The organism is Streptomyces sp., assembly GCF_031181705.1.
Classification (GTDB): Bacteria; Actinomycetota; Actinomycetes; order Streptomycetales; family Streptomycetaceae; genus Streptomyces.
In genome coordinates, this window is record NZ_JAPSKN010000134.1 from 1 (window position 1) to 15,341 (window position 15,341).

At 73.5% G+C, this 15,341-nt stretch carries 13 protein-coding genes; 8 read left to right on the plus strand and 5 right to left on the minus strand.

The features are described 5' to 3' along the window. Positions 1–91 precede the first annotated feature (91 nt). Entirely contained in the window at positions 92–2,239 is a 2,148-nt protein-coding gene (locus RIN80_RS21815) for a SpoIIE family protein phosphatase (protein WP_309097320.1), read from the minus strand. Between the two features lie 324 nt (positions 2,240–2,563). Here RIN80_RS21815 and RIN80_RS21820 point away from each other — a divergent pair, with 324 nt between their 5' ends. Continuing rightward, complete coding sequence (locus RIN80_RS21820; RefSeq protein ID WP_309097321.1) at positions 2,564–5,026, plus strand: SpoIIE family protein phosphatase; 2,463 nt, start codon at positions 2,564–2,566, stop codon at positions 5,024–5,026. 289 nt (positions 5,027–5,315) lie between these two features. Here the strand turns inward: RIN80_RS21820 and RIN80_RS21825 are convergent, their stop codons facing one another. After that, a complete protein-coding gene (locus tag RIN80_RS21825; RefSeq protein WP_309097322.1) occupies positions 5,316–6,011 on the minus strand; it encodes a type 1 glutamine amidotransferase domain-containing protein in 696 nt (231 codons plus the stop codon). Between the two features lie 128 nt (positions 6,012–6,139). On the opposite strand from RIN80_RS21825, the gene RIN80_RS21830 reads away from it, so the two are divergent. From RIN80_RS21830 to RIN80_RS21860, 7 genes are all read left to right on the plus strand, one after another. Further along, on the plus strand, positions 6,140–7,102 hold the full coding sequence (locus RIN80_RS21830) for a LysR family transcriptional regulator (RefSeq protein ID WP_375141768.1): 963 nt from the start codon (positions 6,140–6,142) through the stop codon (positions 7,100–7,102). 70 nt (positions 7,103–7,172) lie between these two features. Then, the gene (locus RIN80_RS21835; protein WP_309097324.1) at positions 7,173–7,592 is read left to right on the plus strand and encodes a CBS domain-containing protein; all 420 of its coding nucleotides are present in this window, start codon (positions 7,173–7,175) and stop codon (positions 7,590–7,592) included. A gap of 193 nt (positions 7,593–7,785) precedes the next feature. Beyond that, entirely contained in the window at positions 7,786–7,959 is a 174-nt protein-coding gene (locus tag RIN80_RS21840) for a hypothetical protein (RefSeq protein ID WP_309097325.1), read from the plus strand. Between the two features lie 104 nt (positions 7,960–8,063). Continuing rightward, positions 8,064–9,131 (plus strand): glucose-1-phosphate thymidylyltransferase, encoded by a 1,068-nt coding sequence (locus RIN80_RS21845; RefSeq protein ID WP_309097326.1) that lies wholly within the window; start codon positions 8,064–8,066, stop codon positions 9,129–9,131. Between the two features lie 19 nt (positions 9,132–9,150). Next, a complete protein-coding gene (gene rfbB, locus RIN80_RS21850) occupies positions 9,151–10,131 on the plus strand; it encodes a dTDP-glucose 4,6-dehydratase (RefSeq protein WP_309097327.1) in 981 nt (326 codons plus the stop codon). After that, entirely contained in the window at positions 10,128–11,015 is an 888-nt protein-coding gene (rfbD, locus tag RIN80_RS21855) for a dTDP-4-dehydrorhamnose reductase (RefSeq protein ID WP_309097328.1), read from the plus strand. The genes rfbB and rfbD overlap by 4 nt, the downstream gene beginning before the upstream one ends. Then, positions 11,002–11,805 carry a class I SAM-dependent methyltransferase gene (locus RIN80_RS21860; RefSeq protein ID WP_309097329.1) on the plus strand — a complete coding sequence of 268 codons (804 nt, stop codon included), beginning with the start codon at positions 11,002–11,004 and terminating at the stop codon, positions 11,803–11,805. Before rfbD ends, RIN80_RS21860 begins: the two co-directional genes overlap by 14 nt. Before the next feature lie 55 nt (positions 11,806–11,860). Here the strand turns inward: RIN80_RS21860 and rfbC are convergent, their stop codons facing one another. The 3 genes from rfbC to RIN80_RS21875 all read right to left on the minus strand — a co-directional run bounded on the left by rfbC (position 11,861) and on the right by RIN80_RS21875 (position 14,770). Continuing rightward, positions 11,861–12,469, minus strand: a complete 609-nt coding sequence (rfbC, locus tag RIN80_RS21865; protein WP_309097330.1) for a dTDP-4-dehydrorhamnose 3,5-epimerase — start codon at positions 12,467–12,469, stop codon at positions 11,861–11,863. 4 nt (positions 12,470–12,473) lie between these two features. Further along, complete coding sequence (locus RIN80_RS21870; RefSeq protein WP_309097331.1) at positions 12,474–14,417, minus strand: glycosyltransferase; 1,944 nt, start codon at positions 14,415–14,417, stop codon at positions 12,474–12,476. Positions 14,418–14,587: 170 nt separating this feature from the next. Continuing rightward, on the minus strand, positions 14,588–14,770 hold the full coding sequence (locus RIN80_RS21875; protein WP_309097332.1) for a hypothetical protein: 183 nt from the start codon (positions 14,768–14,770) through the stop codon (positions 14,588–14,590). Positions 14,771–15,341: the final 571 nt, after the last annotated feature.

The following is a 15,341-nucleotide window of genomic DNA, read 5'->3' on the forward strand; positions in this document are numbered from 1 at the left end:
GCCCGTGACCCGGTCGCCACGCCCGGGGCCAGGGCGGTCGACGGCCGGCGCAGGCGGCCCCGCGTGTGCGGATCCCCGGGCGGCTGTCGTGCTAGCCGACTGCTCTGATCAGCAGCAGGGCGATGTCGTCGAGGCGTTCCTCGCCGTCGGCGTGGTGGCGGTCGTGGTGGACGAGGCTGTCGGCCAGTTCGTCCAGCGGCTGGTCGCCGGCGTCGGCCAGGCGGCGGCCAAGGTCCGCCAGGGCCTCCTCGAAGTCCGTGCCGGGGGACTCGACCAGCCCGTCGGTGTAGAGGACGAGCAGGGAGCCGGGGGAGAGGGCGACCTCCGTCGTCGGGTACACCGCCCCGGCGTCGATGCCGAGCAGCGGACCCCCGGCCAGATCGAGGACGCGCACCCGCCCGTCCGGCCGCCTCAGCAGTGGCGGGGGGTGGCCCGCCCGGGACATCACGGCCCGCCCGTGCGCCGGGTCGAGCCGCAGGTACAGGCAGCTGGCGAACAGGTCGGATCCCAGCTCCAGCAGCAGCCGGTTGGTGCTGCGCATGACCTCCTCGGGGGCCTGGCCCACGGCCGTGTACGCCCGGACCGCCGTACGCACCTGCCCCATCAGCCCGGCCGCCGTGACGTTGTGGCCCTGGACGTCCCCGATCACCGCCGCGGCCATGCCCTGCGTGCGCACCAGGTCGTAGAAGTCTCCGCCGATGTCCATGCCCTGCGTGGCCGGCACATAGCGGCCCGTCGCCTCGATGCCGGGCAGCGACGGCAGCGAGTGCGGCAGCAGCGCCTCCTGGAGGCCGTGCGCGAGCCGGTGCTTGGCGTCGTAGAGGAGCGCCCGCTCCAGCGCCTGGGCGATCAGCCCGGCCAGGCTGGTCATGATCGCCCGCTCCTCGGTCGGGAAGGGATGCGGCTCGGCGTAGGCGAGCACGCACGTCCCCACCGGCCGCCCCTGGGCGATCAGCGGCAGATAGGCCCACGCCGCGAAGCCGTCGGGCGTGGCGAGCCGCGCCGGGTACAGGCGCTCCAGCTGCTCCCGCGACTCGAAGAACGCCGGCACGCCCGTCCGCAGCACCTGCGTGCCCGGCGTCGGCTCGGTCAGCGGCAGGCCGTCGAAGCGCTCGACCACGTGCGCGTCCGGGTAGCCGCGGTGCCCGAGCACCCGCAGCCGGTTCGCCCGCGAGCCCAGCACGACCAGGGCCTGGCTGCCCACGGCCGGTGCGATCTCGTCGGCGACCAGCTGCACCACGTCCTGCACCCCGACCGCCTCGGTGAGCGCCCCGGCCAGGTTCAGCACCTGCGAGATGGTGACCAGCCGGGACGGCGTCCCGTCGGGCGGCGGCGCGGTCCGGTTCATCTCCGACACGGCCCGGGACCGGGTGATGCGCACGCTCAGGCCCGTCGTGCTGGGATACAGCCGGAACGACAGCCACTCGCCGGGCGGGCGCAACGCGACGAACGAGGTGATGTGCTGGCTGAACAGCGCGGCCCGGTACCGGTCCTCGTAGACCGGGTCGTTGAGCCACGGCACCGACGCCCACAACTGCGTGCCCAGCAGCCGGCTGACCGGGACGTTCAGCAGCTCGGCCGCCGCCGCGTTGGCGAAGCAGATCCGCCCGTGCAGATCCAGCGACACCAGCCCGTACGGCAGCCGGCTCACCATCCGGGCCGCCTCGACCGTGCCGAGCGTCCCGGCCACGCCGCCCACCAGGGGCGCGGCGACCAGGTCGGGTTCGGGGTGCGGCGGGATGCTGTGCTCGGCGGCCCGCTCCAGCCGGACCGCCAGCCGGGCGCAGGCCGCCGTCAGGTGCTCGCGCTCGTGGTCGGACAGCTCCGTCGGATGCGCACCCGGCCAGGTCACGAAGACCGCGCCGTACACCGTGGAGTCGGTGGCGATCGGCACCGCCGCGAGGGCGAACGGATAGGGCAGCACCACGGCGATGCGGGGGTACTGGCGGGCCATCTCCTCCTCGCCGCCGACCCACACCAGCCGCCGTTCGCGCGCCGCGTCGGCCACCGGGATCGGCGCGCTCAGCCCCACCCGTTCCCAGGGCGCGGCGAACGCCCGGGGCAACCCGGCCATGACCGCCATCTCCAGCACGGGCTGGTCCGGCGCGAGCAGGTACACCGCGCCGGAGTGGGCGTGCACCTCGTCCATCATCGAGGTCAGTGCCAGGGACAGCAGTGGCCGGCCGACCGGCGCCCTGGCGACTGCCGGCGCCTGCGCGGACGACTGCCCGTCGGACACGCCGACCACCTCCTCGCACGGCCGCGCGACCGGGCCCAGGAACAAATCTCCCCCCTGGCGGCCCGTCGCGCACGACGAACGGACGGCGACGGAGCCGGTTACCGTCGGTCACACCGGTGCGGCCCACGCTTGTCCATGCGTCCCCCTCCGTGACGAGCACCGAGCCTGCCGGCCGGCCGAGGGGCCCGCACAGTCACGCCTGTCACGAGGTCACCGTGCGGAACGCATGCGGCAAGACACGTTCGACACCTCTCGAGTCTACGAGTGAACGCGGGCGCACGGGAACGCTCACAGGGGCTGCGCGGGTGTCTCATTAGCGCTGTAATGGCCAACGTGGTCAGTCCGGGCGCCAGAGAACGCGGAACGCGAACGCGGCGTGCCGAAGGTGCCCTCGAAGCGGTCGCGGCCGATCAGGAGTCACCCGACCGGGTGCGCCGCGTCCTCGAACAGGCACTCGTCTTCGCCGGTGCGGCCTTCGCCGCCCTCTACACGCCCAGCGAGGACGGCGAACTGCTGTGCCTGGTCGAGTCGGCCGGAGTGCCCAGAACCCTGTACGGACTGCGCGACAGCTACCCGCGCGCCGGCCGGTCCCCGGTCGTCGAGGCCCACCGCGACGGCCGGCCCGTCTCCCTGGGCCCGGCGGAACTCGCCGCACGCGCACAGTCCCGGCGCACACCGTCCCGGGACTTCCACCTGACGGCCCTGCCCGTGCACGGCAACGGAGGCGGCTGCCTGCTCGCCGTCAGCGAGCGCCCCGACGGTTTCGGCCCCGATGACCGCGAGTGCCTGGAACTCGTCGCCGAGGCCGTCGCCTACACCGCCCCGGCCGCGCCCGCCGAGGGCGCCGAACTGCCGCCGGGCGCGTTCAGCCTGGCCATGGACACCGGCCGCGTCCGGGTCGGCGACGACCTGCTGGACCTGTTCGGCCTCGACCCCGGCGGGTTCGACGGCCGCGTCGAGACCCTGCTCGGCCTCACCGTGCCGGAGGACCTGCCGTCCCTGATGTCGGTGGTGGAGGCCGACCACATGTCCATCGGCGACCGGGAGCTGGAGTTCCGCGTGCTCCAGCCCGCCGGGCCACCGAAGTGGCTCCGGCTGCGCGGGCGCCTGGTGCCCGGCGGCGAGGGCCGGCCCGCCCGGCTCGTGGGGACCGTCGCCGACGCCTCCACCCTGCGCTCCGACGTCACCGACGTGGCCCGCGTGCAGCGCCTGGCCGCTGCGCTGGCCACCGCCGTCACCGTCCGCGACGTGGGCAAGGCCGTGGTCGCGGCGCTGCGCCGGCCGCTCAGGGCCGACCGGATCGCGCTCGCCGAGCTGGAGAGCGACCGGCTCGTCGTCACCATCCTCGACCCGCCCGAACCCGAGGCCTGGCCCGAGCTGTGGCGGGCCGAGTGGCGCGGCGAGTGGCCCGACGCGCCCGTGCGTACCATGCCCACCCTCGCCGCCGCGCTGCGCGAGGGCCGGGCCCGGATCTGGCCCGCCGGCAGCCCCCTGGAACGCGCCCTCGGCGAGGTCGGGCCCGGCGGTCTCGCCGTCCTGCCGCTGCCCGCGGGCAACCGTATGGCCGGGGCCTGCCTGATCGGCTGGGACGCCCCGCACGACTTCGGCGCCGACGAGCGGGCCCTGCTCACCGCGTGCGCCGGCCTCGCCGGACAGGCCCTCGTGCGGGCCCGGGCCTTCGACGCCGAACACGAACTCGTCGGCATGCTCCAGCGCCAGCTGCTGCCGCGCCGCCTGCCCCGGCTGCCGGGCGCGGTGGCCGTCGCCCGCTACCTGCCCAGCACCGCAGGGCTCGAACTGGGCGGCGACTGGTACGACGTCATCCCGCTGCCCGACCACCACGTCGGCCTCGTCATCGGCGACGTCCAGGGCCACAGCGCCGGCGCCGCCACCCTCATGGGCCAGATGCGCACCGCCCTGCGCGCCTACGCCGTCGAGGGGCACCCGCCGGACGTGGTGGTCGCGCACGCCAACCGGCTGCTCGTGGACATGGACAGCGAACTCTTCGCCACCTGCTGCTACGTCGACGTCGACCTGGAGGAGGGGTCCGCCTGGTGCGTGCGGGCCGGGCACCTGCCGCCGGTGCTGCGCTACCCGGACGGCCGGACCGAGATCGCGGAGGCCGAGGGCGGACCGCCCCTCGGGGTGGTCACCCGGGCCGACTTCCCCATGAGCCCGCTGCGGCTGCCGCCCGGCACGCTGATCGCCCTGGCCACGGACGGCCTCGTCGAGACGCCCGGCGCCGACATCGACCAGGGCATGGACCGGCTGGCCGGCCGGCTGGCCGAAGCCGTCCCGGTCGACCTGGGGCTCGTCGCCGACGCCCTCCTCGACGGGGCCCGGCGCAGCGACGACGTCGCCCTTCTCCTGCTGCGCTACGACGGCATGGACCTGCGCCCGCTCCGGGAGAGCTGGACGGTGTGGCGAGTACCGCAGGCGGTCGGGCAGGCCCGCCGTTTCGTCCGGCGCACGCTGCGCTCCTGGGGCGTCACCGAGGACCACGACGCCGTGCTCGTCGTGGTCTCCGAACTCGTCACCAACGCCCTGGTCCACACCGACGGCCGTGTCCGCATGGACCTGACCCTCATCACCAACCGCCTGCGGGTCGCGGTCGCCGACGCGTCGCCGCGCACCCCGGTCCGCCCCACCAGCATCGGCTGGGAGGCCACCGGCGGCCGCGGCATCCTGCTCGTCGAGGCCCTCTCGGCGACCTGGGGCACCCTGCCGGTCAGCGGCGGCAAGCAGGTGTGGGCGGAACTCGTACTGGACCTGGACCTGGACCGCTGAGCGGCGCACCCACCCGGGGCCGGGGGCCCGCCGCGACCGGCCCGGCGGTTCCCCGGGTTCGGCCGCCTGGCGTCCGCGGCGGCCGTTCGGAGCCTGGCGCGCGCCCCGGGCGGCGGCCCCTCGCGACCGTTCCGGCGGTTCCCCGGGTTTCGGCCGCCTGGCATCCGCCCCGCCTCCTCGGACGGTGGCGCGCGCCCCGGGGCGGGGTCCCATCGCGGCCGGCCCGGCGGTTTCCCGGGCTCGGCCACCTCGCACCCCGCCGCGGTCGGCCGGACGGCGGCCTCCCGGTTCAGCCCAGCCGCTTCAGCAGCTCCTCCGCCAGCGGTGCCGACGAGGCCGGGTTCTGGCCCGTGACCAGGTTGCGGTCGGTGACCACGTGCGGGGCCCACGGCTCCCCGGTCCGCACGGTCAGGCCCGCCTCGGTGAGACGGTCCTGGAGCAGCCACTTCGCGCGGTCGGCGAGGCCGCCCTGGACCTCCTCGGCGTTGGTGAACGCGGCGACCTCGTACCCGGCGAAGACGTTCCCGCCGTCGGCGCCCACCGCCGCCAGCAGCGCGGCCGGTCCGTGGCAGACCACCCCGAGCGGCAGGCCCGACTCCAGGGCCCGGGCCAGCAGCCGGCCCGAGTCCGCGTTCACCGCGAGGTCCTCCATCGGGCCGTGGCCGCCCGGGTAGAAGACGGCCGCGTAGTCGTCCAGCCGGACGTCCTCCAGGCGGAGAGGACTCCGCAGTTCGATGAAGGACTCCAGCGCGTTCGCGATCCGGCCGGCGTTCTCCTCGCCCCCGTTCACCTCGGGAGCCAGCGAAGCCCGGTCGACGGTGGGCACGACACCGCCGGGCGTGGCCACGACGACCTCGTGCCCGGCGGCCCGGAACGCCTCGTAGGGGGCGACGGCCTCCTCGGCCCAGAAGCCGGTGGGGTGCTGGGTGCCGTCGGCCAGCGTCCAGCTGTCGGCGCCGGTGACGACGAAGAGGATCTTCGACATGGTGGTGCATCTCCGTGTGGGGACGGCCGCGGTGGGACAGCGCGGCGATGACTGGAACACGGACGACCGTAGGCGCCCGGACCACCCGGTTTCCAATGGCATAACCGATGGCTGCCATAGGATTCCGCATGGCTCGGGCCGGTAGGCTCGGACGCGTGAGACCTCCGGACCCCCTCGGCGCGGCCGGGACGCCCGCCCAGCCCGACCTCAACCTGCTGCGCACCTTCCTGGCCGTCTACCGCTCCGGCTCCTTCACGGCCGCCGCGCAGATCCTGGGGCTGTCCCAGCCGACGGTCACCACGCAGATCCGCTCACTGGAGCGCCAGACCCGCAGGGAGCTGTTCGAACGGCTGCCGCGCGGCGTCGCCCCGACGGCCGTCGCCGACGAACTCGCCGCCCGGGTCGCCGCCCCCCTCGACGCGCTCGCCGAGGCCACCGGCCACGGCCCCCGCGAGGAGACGCACGCCGAGCCGGTCCACCTCGCCGGGCCCGCCGAGCTGCTGTCCACCCGCGCCCTGCCCGCCCTGGCCCCGCTCGTCACCGAGGGCGTACGGCTGCGCGTCACCATGGGGCTGACCGAGCCCCTGCTCGACGAACTGCGGGCCGGCCGCCACGACCTGGTGATCGCCACGACCCGCCCCCGCGGCCGCACCCTGTCGGCCGTGCCGCTCACGGACGAGGAGTTCGTCCTGGTCGCCGCCCCCGCCTGGGCCGTCCGGATCACCGAGCGGCTGGCCGCCGAGGGGCCCGCCGCACTGCACGGCGTGCCGCTGATCACGTACGCCGAGGACCTGCCCATCGTGCGCCGCTACTGGCGGCACGTCTTCGGCCGGCGCCTGAACTGCCGCGCGGCCGTCTCGGTGCCGGACCTCAGGGCCGTCCTGGCGCTGGTCACGGCCGGCGCCGGCTTCAGCGTCCTGCCCCGCTACCTGTGCGCCGGTGAACTGGCCTCCGGGGCCCTCGTCCCCCTCGCCGCCCCCGAGGACGCTCCGATCAACACCGGCTACCTCGTCCAGCGACCCGGCACCTCCGGCAACCCGCACGTCACCCTCGTCCGCGACCGCCTGCTGGAGGCCGGACGCGGCTGGTGATGCCGCGCGGCCCGGGTACCCGGACACGCAGGACGGAGAGAACCGCACGAGGTGAAAGAAGAGGAACGTCATGGCTCAGCATGTCCGCGACATCATGACCGCCGACCCGGTCACCGTCGAGCCGCAGACCTCCGTCGCCGAGGTGGCACGCCTCATGCGCGACGAGGACCTCGGGGTCGTCCTGGTGACGGACGGCGACGATCTGCGCGGGGTGGTCACCGACCGGGACCTGGTGGTGCGGTGCCTCAGCCGGGGCGGCGACCCCGAGCAGACCACCGTGGCCGGCGCCTGCAGCGACGAACTGGTCACCGTCGGCCCGGACGAGGACCTCGGGCAGGCCGTGGAGCTGATGCGCGAGCACTCCGTGCGCCGGATCCCGGTCGTCGACCACGGGCACCCCGTCGGCATCGTCTCCCTGGGCGACCTGGCCATGGAACGCGACCCGGAGTCGGCGCTCGGCGACATCAGCGCCGCGCGTCCCCACACCTGACCGAGGCGACCCGGCCGAGGGCCCCGCCCACCCGCCCGGTGTGCGGGGCCGTCGCACGTTCCGGTGAACGGCGGGATTGCCACGGGGGGTTGGGGGAGGGCGTGCCGGCGCCCTGCGCCCGTGTTTGTTCGGTTCCTCCCTGGGGACTCGAACACCCGCGGACGCAGAAGGAAGATGATGAGTCGTGACGCCCATGGACAGCCCTGACAGGATGACCCTCCGCCGGCCCGAGACCGGCTGGTCGAAGGCGCGCCGCCTGCGCGGCGCGGCCGCGCCGCGCACCTGCCTCCCCGCCGTGGAGGACCGGGCCGCTCCCGCGGGCGCGCACTCCGGCCCGGAGTGGAACATCGTCCGGGGTGAGGACTGACCGCTCCGCGGGAAGCCGCTCGGTGACGTGCCGGAGAACCGCACGCGTCGACAACCGAAAGAAGTGATGTTCACATCCGCCGGATGGCGACTAAGGTGAGCTGAATGAAGGCTCTCGTGCTGTCCGGCGGTGCAGGAACACGGCTGAGGCCGATCACTCACACGTCGGCCAAGCAACTGGTGCCCGTGGCCAACAAGGCCGTGCTGTTCTACGGGTTGGAGTCGATCGCCGACGCCGGCATCACCGACGTGGGCATGATCGTCGGGGACACGGCCGCGGAGATCGAGGAAGCGGTGGGGGACGGGTCGAAGTTCGGCCTGAACGTCACCTACATCCCCCAGGAACGGCCCCTCGGGCTGGCCCACGCGGTCCTGATCGCCCGGGACTTCCTCGGCGACGACGACTTCGTGATGTACCTCGGCGACAACTTCATCGTCGGCGGCATCACCGGCCTCGTCGACGAGTTCCGCACCCACCGGCCCGACGCGCAGATCCTCCTCACACGCGTGGCCGACCCGCGCGCCTTCGGCGTCGCCGAACTCGACCCGTCCGGCCGGGTGATCGGCCTGGAGGAGAAGCCCGAGGAGCCCAAGAGCGACCTCGCCCTGGTCGGCGTCTACATGTTCACGCCCCTCATCCACGAGGCCGTCCGCGCCATCGAACCGTCCTGGCGCGGCGAACTGGAGATCACCCACGCCATCCAGCACCTCATCGACGCCCGCGCCGACGTGCGCTCCACGGTCATCAAGGGCTACTGGAAGGACACCGGCAACGTCGGCGACATGCTCGAGGTGAACCGCACCGTCCTCGAAGGCATGGAGCGCCGCATCGACGGCGACGTGGACGAGGCCTCGGAGACCATCGGACGGGTCGTCGTGGAGGAGGGCGCCCGGATCGTCAACTCCCGCATCGTCGGACCCGTCGTCATAGGCTCGGGCACCCTCGTCAGCAACTCCTACGTGGGCCCCTTCACCTCCGTCGCGGAGAACTGCCGGATCACCGACAGCGAACTGGAGTTCTCCATCGTGCTGCGGGACTCCTCGATCCTGGGCGTCGGCCGGATCGAGGCCTCGCTGATCGGCCGGCACGTCGAGGTGACGCCGGCACCCAGCGTCCCCAGCGCCCACCGTTTCGTCCTCGGAGACCACAGCAAGGTGCAGATCACTTCATGAGCAAGGTGCGGATCACGTCATGAACCTCCTCGTCACCGGCGCCGCCGGCTTCATCGGCTCCCGTTACGTGCGCGCCCTGCTCGCCTCGGACGCGCCCGACGCGCCGCGCATCACCGTGCTGGACAAGCTCACCTACGCCGGCACCCTCGACAACCTCGAACTGACCCACCCCAGGCTGGAGTTCGTCCAGGGCGACATCTGCGACGCCGAACTGGTCGACAAGCTGGTGGCCGACGCCGACCAGGTCGTGCACTTCGCCGCCGAGTCCCACGTGGACCGCTCCATCACCGGCGCCGCCGACTTCGTCCGCACCAACGTGCTCGGCACCCAGACCCTGCTCGACGCCGCCCTGCGCCACGGCACGGGCCCGTTCGTGCACGTCTCCACCGACGAGGTCTACGGCTCCATCGAGACCGGCTCCTGGCCGGAGACCCACCCGCTGCAGCCGAACTCCCCGTACTCGGCCTCCAAGGCCTCCTCCGACCTGCTCGCCCTGGCCTACCACCGCACCCACGGCCTGGACGTGCGCGTCACCCGGTGCTCCAACAACTACGGCCCGCACCAGTTCCCCGAGAAGGTCATCCCGCTGTTCGTGACCAACCTCCTCGACGGGCTGAAGGTGCCGCTGTACGGCGAGGGCCGCAACGTCCGCGACTGGCTGCACGTCGACGACCACTGCCAGGGCGTCGACCTGGTCCGCACCAAGGGCCGGCCCGGCGAGGTCTACAACATCGGCGGCGGCACCGAACTCACCAACAAGGAACTCACCGGCCTGCTCCTGAAGGCCTGCGGCGCTGACTGGGACCGGGTCGAGTACGTCGAGGACCGCAAGGGCCACGACCTGCGCTACTCCGTCGACTGGTCCAAGGCCCGCGACGAACTCGGCTACCGTCCCCGCCACGACTTCACCACCGGCCTCGCCGAGACCGTCGCCTGGTACCGCGACAACCGCGCCTGGTGGGAACCCCTGAAGCGGCGCGTCGCCCAGGAGCGGGCATGAAGTGGCTGATCACCGGCGCGGGCGGCATGCTCGGGCACGACGTCACCGAGGAGCTCACCCGGCGCGGTGAGACGGTCGTGGCCCTCGACCGCGCCGCCCTGGACATCACGAACCCCGAGGCCGTCGGCACGGCCGTCCGGGAACACGCCCCCGACCTCGTCGTGAACTGCGCCGCCTACACGGCCGTCGACGACGCCGAGACCGACGAGGCCCGCGCCCTGCGGATCAACGGCGAGGGCCCGCGCCTGCTCGCCCGGGCCTGCGCCGCCCACGACGCCCGGCTGATCCACGTCTCCACGGACTACGTCTTCTCCGGCGAGTCCCGCACCACCCCCTACCCGGAGGATCACCCGACGGGCCCGCGCACCGCCTACGGCCGCACCAAGCTGGCGGGGGAGCGGGCCGTACGGGAGGAACTGCCCGGGGCGAGCGCGATCGTGCGCACGGCGTGGCTGTACGGCGCCCACGGCGGCAACTTCGTACGGACCATGATCGATCTCGAAGCGCGCCGCGACACCCTCGACGTCGTCGACGACCAGCGCGGCCAGCCCACCTGGAGCGCGGACGTCGCCGAGCGGATCGCCGACCTCGGCCCCCGGCTCGGCCCGGACACGTCCGGCGTCTTCCACGCCACGAACTCCGGCGAGGCCAGCTGGTACGAGTTGGCCCGCGAGGTGTTCGCCCTCATCGGCGCCGACCCCGACCGGGTGCGCCCCACCAGCAGCGCGGCCTTCCCGCGGCCCGCGCCCCGCCCGGCCTACAGCGCCCTCGCACACCGCCGGTGGCAGGAGATCGGCCTGCCGCTGCCGCGCGAGTGGCGCTCCGCCCTGCATGAAGCACTGCCCCGCATCCGCAAGGAAGGTCTTCCTCGTGAAACGCCATGAGTTCCTCCGGGAACTGCACAAGGTCAGCGCCAACCGCAACTACCTGGAGATCGGCGTCAACGACGGGCGCAGCCTGACGCTGTCCCGCGTCCCCAGCATCGCGATCGACCCCGCCTTCAAGGTGGTCTCGGAGCTGAAGTGCGACGTCCACCTGGTGAAGGCCACCAGTGACGACTTCTTCGCCCGCGACAACCCGCTGCAGCACCTCAAGGGCGGCCGGCACCCGCTGCGCAACCTGCGCCGGGGACGCAGCCCGATCGGCTACTGGCGCCGCACCACGCTCGACCTCTCCTTCATCGACGGCATGCACCTGTTCGAGTTCGCGCTGCGCGACTTCATGAACGTCGAGAAGTACTCGGACTGGGGCAGTGTGATCGTCCTCGACGACATGCTGCCGCGCAGCATCGACGAGGCGGCCCGCGACCGGCACACCAACGCCTGGACCGGTGACGTCTTCAAGATCACCGAGGTGCTGGCCCGCTACCGCCCCGACCTGGTCACCATCCAGGTGGACACCGCGCCCACCGGCCAGCTGGTCGTCTTCGGCGCCGACCCGAAGAACCGGGTCCTGCACGACAAGTACGACGAGATCATGGCCGAGTACAAGGTTGCGGACCCGCAGAAGGTGCCCGAGGCGATCCTGGAGCGGGCCGGCGCCGTACGCCCCGAGGCGCTCCTCGAAGCCGGTTTCTGGCGCCCGCTGGTGCAGGCCCGCAACCGCGGCCTGCCGCGCTCCGTGGGCTGGGAGCCGCTGCGCAAGGCCCTGGAGCAGGTCGGCGTCAGCCGCTGAGAGACCGAAGCCGGCCGCCCTCGGGGCGGCCGGCGTCGTCCGTGGCGGCGCGGGGTCAGTCGGATCGCCGTCCGCCGCGCAGCTCCTCGTAGTACGCGAGGCACGCCTCGTACGACGGCAGCAGCCCCTGCCGTTCCGCCTCGGCCAGTGTCGGAGCCTGCTCGTCCTTGGGGGACAGCACCGGCGTGATGCCCTCGGGCCACTCGATGCCGAGCGCCGGGTCGAGCGGGTGGATGCCGTGCTCGCGCTCCGGGGCGTACCCCGCCGAGCACAGGTACACCACCGTCGCGTCGTCGGTCAGCGCCATGAAGGCGTGGCCCAGGCCCTCGGCGAGGAAGACCGCCGCCCGGGTGTCGTCGTCCAGCCGTACGGCCTCCCACTGCCGGTAGGTCGGGGAGCCCACGCGGATGTCGATCACCACGTCCAGGACGGCGCCGCGCACACACGTGACGTACTTGGCCTGGCTGGGCGGCACATCGGCGAAGTGCACGCCCCGCAGCACGCCCCGCCGGGAGACCGAGCAGTTGGCCTGGGCGAGGAACAGGTCACGGCCCGTCGCCTCGCGGAACTCCTCGCTCCGGAACCACTCGTGGAAGTTGCCCCGGTCGTCCGGGAAGACCTTGGGCTCCAGAACCCAGGCGCCTGCTATGCCCAGTGGTCGCATTCCGTCACTTTCCTCCGGTCCTGATACGGGACGACACCGTGCGCCGTGCCCTGCCGAGCACACGCCGTGCCCGCCGCGCCAGCCGCAGCGCTACTCCGGGCCGCGGCACCTCCACGACCTGCAGCCGCCCGTCGGAGGCGCGCAGCGCGAACGGCAGGCCGGTGAAGCGCGCCTGCTCGCCCCCCGGGGTGGGGCACAGCGCGACGCGCCAGACCCCGTTCGAGAGGTCCTCGACGGACAGGTCCGCCTCCAGCACCGAGCCCGCGCCGTCCGGGGCGGGGGAGAGGAGGCCGGCCGCGTCGAAGAACCGGCTGCGGGAGACGAGCCGCAGCCGCACCTCCGTCGCCACCGGGACGTGCAGCGGAAGAGGCACCTGGAAGCGACGGCCGGAGACGGTGACGTCCGACAGCCGCACTCGGCCCAGCCCCAGCCGCTTGCCGCGGGTGCCGAACTCCAGGGAGAGGTTGCCGTGCGGCTGCGTCCAGTACGGCAGGGCCGTGCGGCCGCCGACGACGCCCACGCCCGGCGCCGGCCGGTCCTCGCGGGGCGCGGGACCCAGCCGGCACTCCTTGGTCCAGCCGCCCAGCTTGACCCGGACCAGCGCGTCCCAGACGCCGCCGGCCGGCAGGGCGGCGGGGTCGACGGTGGCGGTCCCCCGCAGCACCAGCCGCACCTGCTCGCCGTCCCCGGCGGGCACGGCCTCGCGGGTGAACTCGACCGGCTGGAAGTACTGCGCGGCGCTGGAACGCTCCCGCAGCAGCAGATCGGCCGTGGCCTGCCCGAAGCGCGCGGCGGTCTCCGAGGCCACCCAGCGCACCGCCTCGGTCACGTCCTTCGGCACGTCGGCCAGCGGCGCCGCCTCGGCGTCGGCGGGGAACGCCATCGGTTCGCCCGCGGACCGGTACTCGGCCGTGAAGCCGATCCGGAGGGAGCCGTCCCGCCACTCGATGTCCCCGGGCGCCGCCTTGGGCGCGACGCCCGCCTCCCACTCGGCGAACGCCACCACGTCGTCGTACCGGTCGGCGGCCGTCAGCGCGGCGACGACCTGCTGCGTCGGCTGCAGCCCGGCCGCCACCCCGGGCCCGAACCGCTCGACCACGACCTGGTGGATCTCGGCGAACAGCTCCCTGCGGTAGTCGTCCGGCAGCTTCAGGAACCGCCGGGCCCGCAGCCGCTCCACCATCTCCACGCGCAGCCAGCGGCGGAACAGCCGGTCGCGCACCGGACCCGGCTCGGTGTACCGCTCGACGACGTCGAGGGCCTCGCGCAGGTTCTTGAAGTAGCCGACGGGGTCGAAGCGTTCGAAGCCGGCGTTGGAGCCGTCGTCGCGCCGCAGGTGGTAGTAGCAGACGTAGTCGCTGAGCACGGAGACGTTCTCCGCGCGCAGATACGCCTCCGCGATGAAGACGTGGTCCTCCAGGCGCCGCCTGCCCTCGGGGAAGCGCAGGCCGATGCGGTCGAGGAAGGCCCGCCGGATCATCTTGTGCGGGGTGAGGCTGTCGATGAGCGGGGCGTTCTCGACGGTGGCGCGCGGGTGGTTGCGGCGGAACAGCTCCACCGGCACCCCGCGCCCCTTGCCGGCCATCTTGCCCACGATCACGTCGGCGCCGTTGGCGACGCCGTAGTCGTACATCCGCTCCAGGGCCTCGTCGCCCAGGTAGTCGTCGTTGTCGACGAACATCACGAACTCGCCACGGGAGGCCTCGATGCCGACGTTGCGGGGCTTGCCCGACCAGCCGGAGTTCTCCTGGTGGATGACCTTCATCCGGGGGTCCTCGGCGGCGAGCGCGTCGAGCCGGGCCGGGGTCTGGTCGGTCGAGCCGTCGTCGACGAAGATCACCTCGAACTCGTCGGGAGGCAGCGACTGCCGCTGCAGCGAGGAGATGCAGTCCTCGATGTAGATCCCCGGGTTGTAGACGGGGACGATGACGCTGACCTTGACCGGCATCGGGTTTCCGGGCCCCTTCGGGTCGCTTGCCGTAGACGTCCTGTTGTCCTGCGTGTTGCCCGATGCTAACCCGCCCGGCGAGGCCCCCTCACCTTTCGAGACCTCGCCGTGATCATCCCGGCCCGCAGGCAACTGAGCTGCGGTGCCTGTCTGTTCGCGGTCAAAGTGGTTCAGCCGGCGACCTCCGCACCGTAGCTCCGGGCGAGGGCCTCCAGCCCCTGGTCGTACTCCTGTCCCACGGTGCGCAGGCGCCACGGCGGCCCCCGGCGGTGGAGCCCGGCGCCGTGCGTGGGAAACGCGCGGGCGTTGATCCGCCTCATCCGGCGGTCCCGCTCGCCGCCGTCCAGGAGCACGACGTCGGTGACGCTGGGGGAGGGGTTGATCGCCGCCGCCCTGCCGGGTTCGACGATCCTGGCGCGGGCGCGACGGCTTCGCGGCGGGTACCACTCGGCACCAGGACGTGCCGGCCGGACAGGGGACGGTCCTCCGTGGCCGGGCGTGCCGGTGCGGTGGCGCGGCCGGTGCCGGCTCCGCCGGGCCTGGCGGGGCGGCGACCGCGTGCACAGGGCCGCATCGCGCGGGGTTCGTGTGCGTGACGGCGGGTGTCGCGGGCGAGGGGATCGCGGCGGCCGAGCTGCGTGTGCGCTCCTGCGGTGTCCCCGGCCTGACGTCCGCCGGCAGCGTGACGAACGGGGACTCGTCGAGCACCGGCACGCCAGCGGCCAGGGCGCGCCGTGCCTTGCCGGAGCCGGACGAGGCGCCGTCGGTGACCAGCGTGCTGGTGTGCCGGCCGACGGACGCCATGACGCTCAGCCCGGCCTCGACGGCTTGCCGCTCCAGCTCCGCGCGGGGCCTCGGTGTCTCGAAGGTTTGCAACGGCACTTCCAGGCTGCCGCCTCCCGCAGCGAGGCACGCGGCACGCCC